The organism is Clostridia bacterium (genome assembly GCA_035561135.1).
Taxonomy (GTDB): Bacteria; Acidobacteriota; Terriglobia; order Terriglobales; family Acidobacteriaceae; genus DATMYA01.
Window position 1 is genome coordinate 1 of record DATMYA010000018.1, and the last position, 14,636, is coordinate 14,636.

The 14,636-nt window shown below is 58.5% G+C and carries 9 protein-coding genes; 7 read left to right on the plus strand and 2 right to left on the minus strand.

Annotated features, from left to right (window positions below):
* Nucleotides 1-31: 31 nt before the first annotated feature.
* Nucleotides 32-1,069, minus strand: a complete 1,038-nt coding sequence (gene hemB / locus VN622_04945) for a porphobilinogen synthase (protein ID HWR35202.1) — start codon at nt 1,067-1,069, stop codon at nt 32-34.
* A gap of 175 nt (nt 1,070-1,244) precedes the next feature.
* Between hemB and VN622_04950 the strand changes: the two genes are divergently transcribed.
* Nucleotides 1,245-3,668 carry an endonuclease MutS2 gene (locus VN622_04950; protein HWR35203.1) on the plus strand — a complete coding sequence of 808 codons (2,424 nt, stop codon included), beginning with the start codon at nt 1,245-1,247 and terminating at the stop codon, nt 3,666-3,668.
* Nucleotides 3,669-4,001: 333 nt separating this feature from the next.
* Complete coding sequence (locus VN622_04955) at nt 4,002-4,592, plus strand: HD domain-containing protein (protein ID HWR35204.1); 591 nt, start codon at nt 4,002-4,004, stop codon at nt 4,590-4,592.
* Between the two features lie 60 nt (nt 4,593-4,652).
* Here the strand turns inward: VN622_04955 and VN622_04960 are convergent, their stop codons facing one another.
* Complete coding sequence (locus VN622_04960; GenBank protein ID HWR35205.1) at nt 4,653-5,474, minus strand: hypothetical protein; 822 nt, start codon at nt 5,472-5,474, stop codon at nt 4,653-4,655.
* 1,135 nt (nt 5,475-6,609) lie between these two features.
* Here VN622_04960 and VN622_04965 point away from each other — a divergent pair.
* From VN622_04965 to dnaB, 5 genes are all read left to right on the plus strand, one after another.
* On the plus strand, nt 6,610-6,996 hold the full coding sequence (locus tag VN622_04965; protein HWR35206.1) for an SgcJ/EcaC family oxidoreductase: 387 nt from the start codon (nt 6,610-6,612) through the stop codon (nt 6,994-6,996).
* 109 nt (nt 6,997-7,105) lie between these two features.
* Complete coding sequence (locus VN622_04970; GenBank protein HWR35207.1) at nt 7,106-7,762, plus strand: hypothetical protein; 657 nt, start codon at nt 7,106-7,108, stop codon at nt 7,760-7,762.
* Nucleotides 7,763-7,902: 140 nt separating this feature from the next.
* A complete protein-coding gene (locus VN622_04975) occupies nt 7,903-9,822 on the plus strand; it encodes a CHC2 zinc finger domain-containing protein (protein ID HWR35208.1) in 1,920 nt (639 codons plus the stop codon).
* A gap of 442 nt (nt 9,823-10,264) precedes the next feature.
* The gene (gene rpoD / locus VN622_04980; GenBank protein ID HWR35209.1) at nt 10,265-11,962 is read left to right on the plus strand and encodes an RNA polymerase sigma factor RpoD; all 1,698 of its coding nucleotides are present in this window, start codon (nt 10,265-10,267) and stop codon (nt 11,960-11,962) included.
* Between the two features lie 1,063 nt (nt 11,963-13,025).
* A complete protein-coding gene (gene dnaB, locus VN622_04985) occupies nt 13,026-14,402 on the plus strand; it encodes a replicative DNA helicase (protein ID HWR35210.1) in 1,377 nt (458 codons plus the stop codon).
* The last annotated feature ends 234 nt before the right edge of the window (nt 14,403-14,636 follow it).

The following is a 14,636-nucleotide window of genomic DNA, read 5'->3' on the forward strand; positions in this document are numbered from 1 at the left end:
CTGCCGTCTGACGTCCGATGTCCGCTTCCTGTTACCCCAGTATTCGTGCAGCTTCTTTCGCGAAGTACGTGAGAATGATGGTTGCGCCGGCGCGGTAGATGGAGGTCAGCGATTCCATCATGACGCGGTCATGGTCGATCCAATTATTCTGCGCTGCGGCTTTGATCATGGCGTACTCGCCGGAGACCTGGTAGGCCGCGAGCGGTACGTCGAAGCGGCGGCGAGCTTCTGCGATGACGTCGAGATAGGCGATGGCGGGCTTCACCATAATCATGTCAGCGCCTTCGTCGAGGTCAGCCTGTATCTCCATCATGGCTTCGCGAATGTTGCCGGGATCCATCTGGTAGGAGCGGCGATCGCCGAAGGCTGGGGCGGAATCTGCGGCTTCGCGGAACGGACCGTAGAAGCCGCTGGCAAACTTGGCTGCGTAGGAGAGCACCGGCGTGTTCTGAAAGCCGTTGGCGTCTAGTGCCTGTCGGATTGCGGCGACGCGGCCGTCCATCATGTCCGAAGGTGCGATGATGTCGGCGCCTGCGCGCGCCTGCGACACGGCGGTCTTAGCCAGGATTTCTAAACTCGCGTCGTTGACGATCTCGTACTCGGGCTCGGGTGCTTTGCCGGCGGCGGCGCTGCCGGTTGCAACGGAACCTGCGGGCGTGGAGACTTGCTTAACGATTCCGCAGTGGCCGTGCGACATGTATTCGCAAAGGCAGACATCGCCCATCACGAGCAGATCTCGCGTCTCGCGCTTGATGGCGCGGGTGGCTTTCTGCACGATGCCGTCTTCGGCCCACGCTCCGCTCGCAGCCTCATCCTTGGACTCGGGCACACCAAAGAGGATGACCGAGGGAATCCCAAGCGCCTTCACCGACGCGGCTTCCTTGACGGCCTCGTCGATCGAAAGATTGAACACTCCGGGCATGGAGCGAACTTCCTTGCGTATGCCTTCACCCGGGCAGACGAACATGGGGTAGACGAAACCGTCAGGAGAGAGCTTGGTTTCACGGACGAACGACCGCAGGCTTTCGGTGCGGCGCAGTCGACGCAAACGACTCGTAGGGAATGTCATGACACCAAAATTCTAGCACCGCGAATGTCCGGACCGGCAGTGACGCTTGTCACAAGAGCTGGAAAACCGGGTGCTTGCAGCAAACGGGGCAGGGCTCGCGCTTGCCAAACAGGGCATCTCCGGGTGCTAACATGAACGAGGCAATTTGGCCGTAATCATGCAACAGAGTCCACTGATGCACACCAGCGCTCGCGTGCTGGAATTCGAGTCGTTTCGCGAAATACTTCGCGGTTATACGAGTTCGCAACTCGGAGGGCGGCGGCTCGCCGAGCTTGTGCCCTCTACGGACCGCGCGTGGATCGAACGCCAGCAGCAACTGACGGCTGAGCTGCGCGAATACTACCGCGCCGGAGGCCGTTTCGAATTCGCCGGGCTGACCGATCCCACGTTGCTGCTCGACAAGTCGCGCATACAGGGTGCGGCGCTCGAGACGGAAGAGATACGGCAGATCGTCTCCGTGGTGGACCGCGCGGCCGAGTGGCGCGAGATCGCGATTCAGCCTCCGGCGTTTATGCGGGCGGAGTGGCCCGCCGTGGTGGAGGTATCGGCGGCCATTGAAGACTTCACCGATTTGTTGCGATTCTTCCGTAACAAGATCTTGCCGGACGGCACGCTCGACGATCGCTCGTCGCCAGAACTCGCGCGCATACGTCGCGAGACGGAGAAGCAACGGCGGCAAATTCAGGATTCATTGCGCGGCTACCTGCGGCGGCTGGCCGAAGGCGGCGCCGTTCAGGACGAGTTGATCACCATACGCGGCGAACGCTTCGTCATTCCCGTCAAGGTGGAGCAGAAGCGGCGCGTGCAAGGCGTCGTGCACGGGACAAGTTCGAGCGGGCAGACCGTGTTCGTTGAACCGCTGGAGACGATCGAGCAGAACAACGATCTGGTACGCCTGCTGGAAGAAGAACTGGCGGAGATTCATCGCATCCTGCTGGAGATGACACGCCGTATCGGCGAGCGCTCGCTGTCAATTGCGACCGCAGTAGAGGTGCTGGGCGACTTGGAACTGCAATTCGCCAAGGCGCGCTTCGCGGAAGATTACGGTTGCACTGGGGTGATCTTGCTTGGCGGCGACTCGCGCGATTCCATCGTGCTGCGCAATGCACGGCATCCGGTGCTGGAGCGCAACCTGCGTGCGAAGCGCGCAAGCGCCGTGCCGATGACGCTGGAGATGGATCGCGAGCATCGGCAGCTTATTATCAGCGGTCCGAACACCGGCGGAAAAACGGTGGCGTTGAAGACGGTTGGACTGCTTGCGCTGATGGCGCAGGCGGGAGTGCCCGTGCCGGCAGACCGCGCAGAGCTTCCAATTTTCAATGCCGTGCTGGCCGACATCGGCGACTACCAGTCGATTGAGCAGAACCTCTCGACCTTTTCGGCACACGTTACGAACATCGATTTCATCTCGCATGAGGCGACGGCGGATTCGCTGGTGTTGCTGGACGAACTTGGCTCGGCAACCGATCCGGAAGAGGGCGCGGCGCTGGCGGTGGCCATCGCGGAGCACTTCCTGCGGGCGGGCGCGCTTTCGATCATCAGCACACACCACACTTCATTGAAGGTCTATGCTGCAAACACGGAAGGCGTCGTCAACGCCGCTGTTGGTTTCGACGAGCGCACGCTGGCACCAACCTACGAATTGCGCGTCGGAGTGCCGGGAGCCTCGGCGGGCATCAATATCGCGCAACAGCTCGGATTGAATCAGCAGATAGTCGGCGAGGCGCGTAAGCGACTCAGTTCGCAGACGCAGGATGTTGCGCGCTTCCTGGACAAGCTGCATAACGAACTGCGCCAGTTGGAAGCCGAGCGGGCGCAGGTGAAAGCACGCGAACAGGAGTTGTCGAAAGAGCGCCAGCACGTTGAGCAGCACGGATTGCGCGAGCAGCGTGAGAAGGTGCGCGACATGGAGCGCAAGCTCGAGACGCTGTTGCAGGATTTCGAGTACCACGCGCGCGAAGCCGTAAGTGCCGTGCAGGACCGGGCGGCGGCGCTGAAGCTCTCAAAGGATGCCGAGCGGAGGATTGCGAAGGCGCGCCGCGATTTTCGTGAGCAATTCAACCACGCGGTCGTGGCACACACGACCGGCGCGGATCGCGACGAACCGCAGGCGCAGCAGAAGGCAATGCAGCGCGTGAGCGAGGGTGACACCGTGATGCTGAAGTCGCTGGGCCGCACAGGCACGGTGTTACGCAAACTGGAGGATGAAGCCGTCGAGGTGCAGGTCGGCATTATGAAAACGCGGGTGCCGCTTGGCGACATTGCGCAGGTGGTGGGCCGCGCCGCTGACAATCCAGTGAAGGCCGCTCGTGCTCGCGGCATCAGCGTGAGTCTCCGCGATGAAGACGACAGTGCGCCGTCGGAGATCAACGTGATCGGTCACACGGTCGATGACGCCACGCGCGAGGTCGAGCGCTTCATCGACCGCGCATTCCTTTCGGGCTTGTCGCGAGTGCGCATCGTGCATGGCAGCGGGATGGGGATACTGCGTAAGGCAATCAGGCAGTACTTGCAGAAAAATCCGCAGGTCTCGAACGTAACCGAGCCTCCGCAGAACGAAGGCGGTGCCGGCGCGACAGTCGTGGAACTGAAGGTTTAAGAGCGGACGGCGGAAGGCGGACGACAGACGGCAGACGTCAGACCGCAGACCGCAGAGATCGGACGGGAGACGTCAGCTTCGCTTTAAAAGTGCGTGCCGCCTGGGTGATGGTGCATAGGAGATCAAAGGGGTCCTTCGACTACGCGGCTTCGCCGCTCCGCTCAGGAGGACAAGCTTTTTTGGCTGTCGTCTAACATTGATCTGTTGTCTGCCGTCTCTGCTTTCCGACGTCTGACGTCTAAAGCGCGCTGTCTTCTCTTCCGCCGTCTGCTTTCCGACGTCTGAAGTCTGCCGTCCGCTGTCTGCTCTTCCGCTCTATGGTGAAATGTACCGATGACTCGCATTCAACAGCAGCTCTCTTTCATCCTCGAAATCGATAAGCTCAAGACCGTGCTGCGGCAGACGCTGTTATGCGATCAGTCGCGGCGCGAGAATTCGGCTGAGCACTCGTGGCACTTGGCTGTAATGGCGATGCTGCTGACCGAGTATGCGGTCGAACCGGTGGACGTCACCCGCGTGCTCACGATGCTGCTGATTCACGACGTCGTCGAGGTCGACGCCGGAGATGTCTTCGCCTACGACGCTGCGGGAAATGTCGGCAAGGAGGAGCGCGAACGCGAGGCGGCCGAGCGCATCTTCGGGTTACTTCCGGCCGAGCAGGGCAAGGAGTTGCGCGGGCTTTGGGAAGAGTTCGAGGCGCGGGCGACTTCGGAATCGAAGTTTGCGAACGCGCTCGACCGGTTGCAACCGCTGCTGCATAACTCGCGCACAGAGGGCGGGACGTGGCGCATCCACAACGTGCGTCGCGACCAGGTGTTGAAGCGCATGGAACCGGTGATGATCGGGATGCCGGAGGTGTATCCGATCGTGCAGAAGATCGTCGACGACGCGTGCGATTGCGGATGGATCAAAGTGCAGGCGTAAGCAGTTCCCGGTTTCACACGCAGCCGCTCGCTGTTGGCTGCGCGTTTCCGTTTGTGGCTGTTATGGCGCCACGGCAGCCAGGGATACGCCGTTCAGGTCGTTGTAGGTAATCTCCCACACCCAGTTCTGGGTTGAGCTGGCGTCCACGCTGTAAGTGAGCTTGTGTTTGGTCGGCAGCGTAAGGCCATTAACCTGGCGAAATTCGCTGAATGTTTCTTCCAGGCGGTAAACGGAATTTTGTTCACGCTCACTGCGCACCGCCTGGACATCCAGATTCGCGGGCACGCGAACGTCATAGATCGTCTTCACATGACGGAATGTTTCCGCGTCGAACAGCAGTCGGATGCTAAGAGCGCCGTCGGATTTCTTTGGCCGATAGACGATCTGGTGCGCATCGCGGCCGTCCACTTTGGTGGTGCCGTCATAGGAGAGTTCGGCCTTGCGGGCTGCCAAATCGTAGAGAGGCCAGGCGGTCGAGAGCACTCCGCCGAAGAGTCCCTCGCGCAGCACGGTCTGCTGCCACCAGAAAAACTCGCCGAGAGAGGAGTGGCGGCCGGGTGTAATGTTGGAAACCATTACCTTGTTTCCATCGAACACGAACTGGTCGCCGGGGTATTCGCCCTTCTGACCGAACTTCGTAGCGAACTTCACCATGCGGCCTTCTGAGACGAGTACAGCCGTACCGCCGTTCAGTCCGCCGGTGCTCATGGAACGCATTGTCGCGGTTCCGGTGAGCTCCTGATATTTCAATTGCGCACGTATTTCCACCGCGCCGAGTGCGGTGATGCTCTTGCCGACGATGTCCGCTGGCGCGAGCTTCGGGTTTGCAGAGTGGATGACCGGGGCGCAAAGGATAAGAGCGGTGAGGATTAGTCGTTTCATAGTGGTATGTATGAACAAGAGTGCGCAGGGTAGAACAGCGGCCGAGGTTTGTAAATAGAAGGCAGGCGGCAGTTGGCCGATGTGAGTCCAGGCAGACATGGTCGCCTTTTGACATTTTGTCCAATGTTCGAACGATTACTGGTGGTAAGGCCTGATACCGCCAACTATCGTGAAACTCGGCTGTGATTAGGCGTAGATTTCTTGCCATGAAGAACATGCACATCCTCTCAATGCTTGTGCTGATTTGCATGACGTGCCAGATGGTACGTGCGGCGGATGCTGAGTGTGCATCGTTGAAACTGCTCGCCAGTCGGACAGATTCCCGGTGGCAGATTGAACTTGTGAATGGCAGTAAGAACACAGTCGAAATCGGTTCGGATTCCAGTGGATTCGGTTGGACGCTTTACGAGCGCAAGGGGAACAGCTGGGAAGTGTTCGCTTCGGGCGGAGTTGGTAGAGGCGTTGGTTCCGCTGGAGCGTCTCCTACAAAGCCGGCAAGTAACCCGACGAGGCTCGAACCGAAAGGGCGCAAACAACTCGTCACCAGCTTGACTACACAAGAACTGACTGGCGTCGAGCTACTGCCCGAAGGCAGGTATGAAGCGGTGTTCCGATACGAGCTTCATTCACGAATCGCTCCTGAGAAGAATATTCAATGTTCTCTCGCCAGCAACGCAGTGGTTTTTCTTGTTGCGTCAAAGAAATAGCTGTTGAGATATCGCCATATCGCAAGTAATCCAGATTTGCTGGATAGGGAGTGGGATGGCCTGTTCTCGCCAACTATCTTCGCAATGCCGGGTGCCCCAGGTTCGCGCTTGTGGTTGGGCGCTAACCTGGGTTGCCGACTTTGTTCCGCATCTGTCTTGATCTCGCGGTCCACTCTGATTCGATCGTTCTCGGGCATAACACGTAGCCGTAGATGCGCATCTCGAAGCGAAGCCGCATCGCCTCAAATCTGTCGAGAAAAGGCCCGCACAATCGAACGGTAATCTTGAAAGTCCTTCCACAACGCACAATCCGAGTTGTAGGCTTCTGCGCAGGAGACGAGTCGCGTGAAACTGCCAAGCAGCTACGCCAAACGTTGTTTCTCTGCCGCCTGCGACTTTTTGCGGTTCCGGACTGCGGATTAAAACCTATGAATAGCGACGAACAAGCAATTCGCACCGTGGTAGACAATTGGCTGCGCGCCTCCTCCGCCAGCGACGTCAACACCATGCTTACGCTCCTTGCCGACGACATGGTCTTCATCGTTCCGGGCCAGCCGCCATTCGGCAAAGAAGAATTCAAGGCGGCGTGGGATGGGCCCATGAAGGGAGCCAAAGTCGCAACGAATGCCGACGTCGAAGAGGTGCTGATCAGCGGCGACTTTGGCTGTACGCGTACGCAGCTGGCAGTCTGCATCACCACTCCCAACGGCAACACTTCGCGCGCTAAGGGCTACACGATGACGCTCTTCCGCAAGCAGTCCGATGGCCGCTGGCTCTTCGCCCGCGATGCCAATCTACTCACGCCGGAAGAGTAACGTCCATTGCCAATAGCTTCGTGAATTCGTTGGTGTCCTGCATTTTTGGCTGGATAGTGAGTGATATGGGCTGTTCACACCAACAATCGTACGGCACAATGTCACCGTGATGAAACTGGCGATCTTTTCCGCGCTGCTTCTGGGTTCTATCGGCTTCGCATCGGCGCAACAACTGACGAACACCTGCACGGAATGGTTTGAGCCGAAAACCTTTCAGGACGCGATTGCAGCATCTCCAGACCCTAAGAACAACCGTCCCGCTGTCATCTTTGGTGACACGGTAGCCGTTCCGGTGATGAGATTCCGGTTCGTTGATGGCGCTTCAGGTCAACCTATCCGGTCACAGGCGTTAACTGTGAATTACGGTTGGCGCTGGCTCGAATACCCGTACCCGGAACATCCACTAGGCGCATGGTCAAAAACATCAGACCAATTGTCATGTAGCACAGACGAAAACGGCTGGATAGAAGCACCTGAGCATCTTGTGAAGCCTCGTGGTTGGTACAAGGGCGTCTACACAAGCATCCCGTGGCCCAAACGACCATCGTTCACGGGAATAGGAGCAGTGGCCACAACCAAAGTTGGATCTGCCCGTGTGAATGTGTCGCCAGAAGACGTTAAGAAGTTCAAGTCCTCCGTACTCATTGTGCGCGTTTACGATGGCTGGCGTACTGAGCTTTCTTGGGTAACGCAGCGTTCGGCAAGATACCTGACGAGATATCGCCTTACCACCAGTAATCCAGATTTCCGCGATAGATGGCTGTAACAGTTTTTATCGAAAGCTATCCTTTTTCCACATCGCCTCAGGGCCACCGGGCTGATATGTACAGGATTTCCACAGTTTTGAACCGGAAGACTGGCATTTCAATGCCGCACGCGATGCGGCGTGAGGCAGACTAGTAGTCAATGGCGAACCCCGGTGATTTCGCGTACACGGTCAAGCAGCAGGCCGACATCGTCCGAATTGTAGGCGAGTACGTAAAGCTGAAGCGCTCGGGGGCGCAGAACTACTCCGGCATCTGTCCCTTCCACAACGAAAAGACAGGCTCTTTCTCCGTACATGCGACGCGGCAGTTCTATCACTGCTTTGGGTGCAGCGCGTCGGGTGACGTGTTCAGCTTCGTGCAGAAGATCGAGAACGTGACGTTTCCCGAAGCGGTTCGGCTGGTTGCGCAGAAGCTCGGAATCGCGATGCCGAAAATGCAGTTCAGCTCTCCTGCGGAGGCGCGCGAGGCCAAGCAGCGCGTCGTGCTCATCGACCTGCACGAGCAAGCATGCAAGTTTTTCCAGGAGCAGTTGCGGCGTCCGGACGCGGCAACTGCGCGCGAGTATCTGAAAGGGCGGGGACTTACAGAGGAAGCAATCGAACGCTTCCGGATTGGCTTTGCGCCAGAGTCCGGGTTCTTGTTGCGAGACAAGCTGAAAGGCGCAACCGAAGACGAACTGCTACGCGAATCGGGATTGTTCTCGTGGAAAGAGGTTGGAGAAGATCGCAGGGTTCCTTCGACTCCGGGCGGCAAGTCGCCCGCCGCTCAGGATGAGATAGCTAAGAGCAGCGCAAACAGGGATAAATCGCCAGCGCAGAAGGCGGCGCTGTACTCCAAGTTCCGCAATCGGGTGATGTTTCCAATCTGCAACGAATCGGGTAAGGTGATCGCATTCACGGGACGCACACTTGCGGCGGACGAGAAGTCCGGCCCGAAGTATCTGAATTCTCCAGAGACGTCGATCTATTCGAAGTCGCGTGTGCTCTACAACCTGCATCTGGCAAAAGAGGCGATGCGCGCGCTGGACTACGTCATCCTCGTGGAAGGCCAGATGGATTGCATCTCGGTCTTCAACGCCGGTTTTCACAACGTCATCGCGTCGTCGGGTACGGCTTTTACGGAGCCACAGGCGCGGTTGCTGGCACGGTTCACGAAAAAAATCGTCGTCAACTTCGATCCCGATACGGCGGGTGCGGCGGCAGCCGAGCGCTCTCTGGCGTTGCTGGTCGGCGAGGATTTCGAAATACGCGTGCTGTCTCTGGAACAGGGTTTCGATCCCGACCTCTACATCCGCCGCAAGGGCGTGGGTGCGTACAAGGATGCGCTGCGGAAGTCGGAGAAATACTTCGATTACCTGATTGAGCGGGCGCGCAGCTTGTTCCCGGTACGAACGGGCGAGGGCAAAGTGAAGGCCGTAAATTACCTGCTGCCGCACGTGCAGCGCGTGCCGAGCCGCATCGTGCGCGATGAGCTGTCGATGGAAATCGCGCAGAAGCTGCAGATCGACTCTGCGGTGCTGCGGCAGGAACTGAAGCACGTTGCGGGCGAACGCAAGACGACCAAGGTGGCTCCGCCTCCTGAGGCTCTCGTCACGGATGCCGAGCGCGTACTGATCCGCGCGCTGGCGACGGCTGGCGACCTGGGGCACGATCCGGTGCCGCAACGCGAGGGACACGACGGGGACTTCGAACCTGCACGGCAGGCGCATTACGCGCTCACGTCCGAGCATCTGCACGAAGGCTTGCGGACGGAGGCGCTCATTGCGGCGCTGCTGAAGGCTGAGGAAGAGGGTGCAGATCCCATGTCGTTGCCTCTTCAGGAGAGCGAGCGGAGTCTTCTGGCTGCGGCGCTGCTGGATGAGCACGAAGAGCTTACGGCGGAGTTGCTGGAGAGTGCCCTGGCGGCTCTGCGCCGTCCGAAGCTGGAAGCGCGTCAGCGGGAGCTGAAGGCCCTGATCGTCGCCGCCCAGAGCAGCAACGATGCCGGCGAGCTTACGCGACTGGTTCAAGAGAAAATGGAGCTCGATCGGGCCATGCGATCCGCTTCAGCATCCACATGACCCCTTAGCCGCTGTCCGGGCCTGAGCCCAGTGCTCCTTCGCTTTTCGGACTACCAGCAACTTCGCGTGTATTGCGGTGTTAACGAGTGATGTGCTGACGGGAAGCGCGGTGGCGGAGCTTACGGCAGGAGTTAGGCCTCGATGGCCGCGATTTAACCGACACGAATACCCATGCAATCAGTGACTTAGGCCTATCGTTCCCGGAGAAAAGACAAACAGAACGAAACCTTGACACGCTGATTGCCATCTAAATTACAGTGGCGAAATTGGGACAGTCCCGGTGTAAACGCTTGAAGGAAATCTTCTTAGTGCTGGGAGGTGGGAGTTTCAGGTGATAAAATACGTAAGTTTCTGCATGTGCCGGTAATATTCTTACCGCTCCCGCCGCAGTGTGCAAATGTGATTTGGCTGCCCAACCAGGCGCCGGTGAAGGGATAAGGGCTTGGCTCTCGAAGACAAGTACGATGATATTAAAAAACTGATCGATACGGGTAAGGAAAAAGGGTACCTCACGTACAACGAGGTAAACGACCTCATCCCCCACGATCTGCATTCGCCCGAGGACCTCGACGACCTGCTGACAACAATCGGCACGCAGGGTATCGACGTACTGGAAGGTCCGGCGAAGTTGCCTTCTTCTACTCTCGACAAGAAATTTGACCAGGACATCGAGGCCGGCGAAGACGTCGAGCTCGATCTTACGCCCGGAGCACTCGAAAAAACTAACGATCCGGTTCGCATGTATCTGCGCGAAATGGGCACGGTTCCATTGCTCACGCGCGAAGGCGAAGTTGAGATTGCAAAACGCATCGAGCGCGGCCAATTGCGCGTTCTCAAGGCGATATCGCGCTCGCCAATCGTTATCCGCGAAATTCTCGCAATCGGCGAGGACCTGAAGCGCGGCGTCCGTTCGATCAAGGAAGTGGTGATCTTCGATGAAGAAGAGATCACCGACGATGTATTGCAGAATCGGATGAAAGATATCGTCGGTCGCATCGACGAACTGAATAAGCACTACAAGAAATCGCTGCAACTCGCCGAAAAGCTGGCGGAACTGCCTGCTAAAAAGAAGCCAAAAGAGAACCGCAAATGTCGCTGGCAGTTGGGCCGCGAGCAGGTGCAGATCTCGAAGATCATTCGGAAGCTGGGCTTCACAAATAACGAGCGCAAGCGCTTGATCGACCGCGTCAACAAGACGGTCGATAGCATGCGCGCGCTGGATCGCCAGGCCCTGAACCTGGAGAAGCGCATTGACGCGGTCCGCGGCGAAGAACAGAAGAAGGAATTGCGCAAGCAATGCCGTCAGCTTCGGTCAGACCTGGAGCACATCGAGCACGAGGCGGGCGCGAACTTCAATGACCTGAAGCGCACGCAGCGCGAGATCATCCAGGGCGACATGGACGCCGAGCACGCCAAGCGCGAGCTTATTGAGGCGAACCTTCGGCTGGTGGTTTCCATCGCGAAGAAGTACACGAACCGCGGCCTGCAATTTCTCGACTTGATCCAGGAAGGCAACATTGGCCTGATGAAAGCAGTGGACAAGTTCGAATATCGCCGTGGCTACAAATTCTCCACGTATGCGACGTGGTGGATTCGCCAGGCGATTACGCGTGCCATTGCCGACCAGGCCCGCACCATCCGTATCCCGGTGCACATGATCGAGACGATTAACAAGCTCATCCGCACCTCGCGTCAGTTGGTGCAGGAACTTGGCCGCGAGCCAACGAGCGAAGAGATCGCCAAGCGCATGGACATTCCGGTCGCGAAGGTTCGCAAGGTGCTGAAGATTGCACAGGAGCCCATCTCGCTGGAGACGCCGATCGGCGAAGAGGAAGATTCGCATCTTGGCGACTTCATCGAAGATCGCGCGGTTGTTTCTCCGGCCGAAGCCGTTATTAACGTGAACCTGAAGGAGCAGACGGCGCAGGTGCTGCGCACGCTGACTCCGCGTGAGGAGAAGGTCATCAAGATGCGCTTCGGGCTGGAAGATGGCTCCGAGCACACGCTTGAGGAAGTCGGCCAGTCGTTCGCGGTAACGCGCGAACGCATCCGCCAGATCGAAGCGAAGGCGTTGCGCAAGCTGCGTCATCCATCGCGCTCGCGGAAGCTGCGTGCATTTATGGACGGCGTTCACGATTAGCAATTTCAGGAGTTCAAGGGCGCGGCTTCGGCCGTGCCCTTTTTACTTTCGCCATCAGATTAAAAGCTCATGGTGAACGGAGCGCGCCATTCTTTGGCGCGTGGTCGAACCGCCTTGCGGCTGCACTGCACACCAAACGCAAAGTGTCTCCACTTCGCGCCTTCGACGCTCCGGTCGATATGACGCTCTAATATCATCTTTGGCCGTGCCGTGCTGCCTGACCCTGCCCATCCAGGATTTCTGCTGAGTTTTCCTCGGCCTTCCACAACATTCCGCGAATTCAACAGGATAGTCACAAGACGAAGCTGTTTCGCGCTTGAGTAGCGAATGTTGCTGGTGCAATCTGCTTCTAACGCAAGGGTGAATTTGCTCAAGCGTGGTGCTTCTACGGTTGCTGACGGGAGCATGGCGATGCAAGATGCCGGCCTCAACAACGGGATGCCGTTGAGGCGTCCAAAAGGGCGTTGCGAGGGCGGCAAGAGCGATGGCGCAAAGGGCAACTGAGCGTCTTGGCTCGCCGGATTACCGGTTAGTCGAATCTGTCTTTCGGACTACGCAGCAGCGCAAAGCGCGCGCGACTCGAGCGATGGATTTGACTTTCGCATTCGTCGGCTCCCGCACAGCGATTGCCGGATAACACTGGCGCCGCAAACTCAAGCCGTAGGCCGCGGGCGACTGGCAGCGATGCCGATTCGCCAAAGGGCCTCAGGGGCAAAGGGCTTCAGCGACGCCGGTTGAAACGGTTCTCCGCCTACGGCGGCGGGAGCAGGGAAGTAAAAGTTTTCGGTGGAGGCCGCGAGGCCCGAAGCCGGAAATCCTCGCAAGACGTTTCATCCTTAGAGCCCGGAGTGTGCGGCTGGCACACCCGGGCTCAATTTAGGAATGGGTTAAAGTCACAAGGGTTCTTTCAACACGGGAAACGGGCGAAGCCGTTCAGCAGCTTCGCCCGAATTCCTTCGCCAGCTTCCTATGTGGTTCCACAAAAGCTTCGCCCTCGCTTTTCATCGCGAGGGATTGATGGCGGCGCAGGTCGTCGCCAGGATTAGGGCCAAGTCAGTACAGGATGGCATCGACCGAATACAGTCTCGACCGCGGAATGCCGGCCAACCCAGAGGCCGAGCGCGCCATTTTGGGCGCTGTCCTGCTCGACAATCAGCTACAAGATCAGGCTTCGAGTGAGTTGCTGCCAGAGCACTTCTCGCTGGACGCTCACCGCCGCATCTACGCGCGTATGCGCGACCTTTCCGATGCGGGCCGTCCTATCGATCCGATCACGCTGACAGAAGAACTCCAGAAGGGCAAAGAACTGGAGGCCGTCGGCGGAGTCGGGTACATCGTCTCGCTGACGGATGGTGTTGCGCGGCGTTCCTCCATCGACCACTACATCAAGATCGTGCGCGATAAGGCGTTGCTGCGGGGCGTGATCCATGCCGCCAACAGCATGATCGAGCGCGCGATGGACCAGGCGGACACGGCGGCCGAGGTGCTCGACTCGGCGGAAGCGTCGATCTTTCAGCTTTCCGACGACCGTATTGGCCAGGGCTTGATGGGCGTGGGCGACATCGCCCGCGAATCCTTCGGCGGCAACCTGGACGCGCTCTATGCGCGTGGCAAGCGGATCACGGGCCTGGAGACGCACTACTCCGACCTCGACGAGCTTACGACTGGATTGCAGCCTTCGGATCTTGTCATCATCGCCGCGCGTCCTTCGATGGGCAAGACGGCGTTCGCCATCAACATCGCCGAGAATGCCGCGGTGTACGACCACAAGGTGGTCGCCGTCTTCTCGCTGGAAATGTCGCGTGAAGCGCTGCTGATGCGTATGTTGTGCTCGCAATCGCGTGTGGACTCGCAGAAGATGCGCACTGGCTTTCTCGCAAAAGACGATATGGCGAAACTGCGCGACGGCTTCAACCAGCTGATCGAAGCACCGATCTTTATCGACGACTCGCCCGGCCTCTCATTGTCGGAAATGCGCGCCAAGGCTCGTCGATTGAAACAGCAGCACGGATCGCTCGACCTCGTTGTGGTGGACTACCTGCAACTGATGTCGGCCACCGGCCCCGGAGGCCGGCGTTACGAGAACCGCACGCAGGAAGTTTCGGCGATATCGCGCGGACTGAAGGCTCTGGCCAAGGAACTGCGCGTGCCAGTGATAGCCCTTTCGCAACTCAGTCGTGCGCCTGAGACGCGCGGCGGCAAAGAAGAGCCAAAGCTCAGCGATCTACGCGAATCGGGTTCGATTGAGCAGGACGCCGACGTCGTGATGTTCATCTACCGTCCCGAGTACTACGACCGCAACAACCCCGACCTGCAAGGTAAAGCCAAGCTCATCATCGGCAAGCAGCGTAACGGCCCCACCGATACCATCCAACTAGCGTTCCTGCATGCTTCAACTCGCTTCGAGAACCTGGACCGTAGCGAGTGGATTCAGGGGTAGAGTGGACGGCAGACGGCGAAGCGTCATTCATCAAAGCCGTACCTCGGCGGCTAAACAGGCCGCGGAAAAAGTCCTACTCTTGAAGACATTGGCCCTCAGTGGCAAAAGCCGGCGTTCATTCTGTGCGTCTTACGGCACGCCTGAAGGCGTGACCCTTCAAAGGAATCCAGTTTTTCAGCAGCTTGTGAAGCCGCTTTCTAAGCGTTCAGCAAAATGCAGGTCTGAAGGCCTGCT

Bases quoted from the DNA above. Each gene is read 5' to 3' on its own strand.
- hemB (HWR35202.1), bottom strand. From the start codon at position 1,069: ATGACATTCCCTACGAGTCGTTTGCGTCGACTGCGCCGCACCGAAAGC.
- VN622_04950 (HWR35203.1), top strand. From the start codon at position 1,245: ATGCACACCAGCGCTCGCGTGCTGGAATTCGAGTCGTTTCGCGAAATA.
- VN622_04955 (HWR35204.1), top strand. From the start codon at position 4,002: ATGACTCGCATTCAACAGCAGCTCTCTTTCATCCTCGAAATCGATAAG.
- VN622_04960 (HWR35205.1), bottom strand. From the start codon at position 5,474: ATGAAACGACTAATCCTCACCGCTCTTATCCTTTGCGCCCCGGTCATC.
- VN622_04965 (HWR35206.1), top strand. From the start codon at position 6,610: ATGAATAGCGACGAACAAGCAATTCGCACCGTGGTAGACAATTGGCTG.
- VN622_04970 (HWR35207.1), top strand. From the start codon at position 7,106: ATGAAACTGGCGATCTTTTCCGCGCTGCTTCTGGGTTCTATCGGCTTC.
- VN622_04975 (HWR35208.1), top strand. From the start codon at position 7,903: ATGGCGAACCCCGGTGATTTCGCGTACACGGTCAAGCAGCAGGCCGAC.
- dnaB (HWR35210.1), top strand. From the start codon at position 13,026: ATGGCATCGACCGAATACAGTCTCGACCGCGGAATGCCGGCCAACCCA.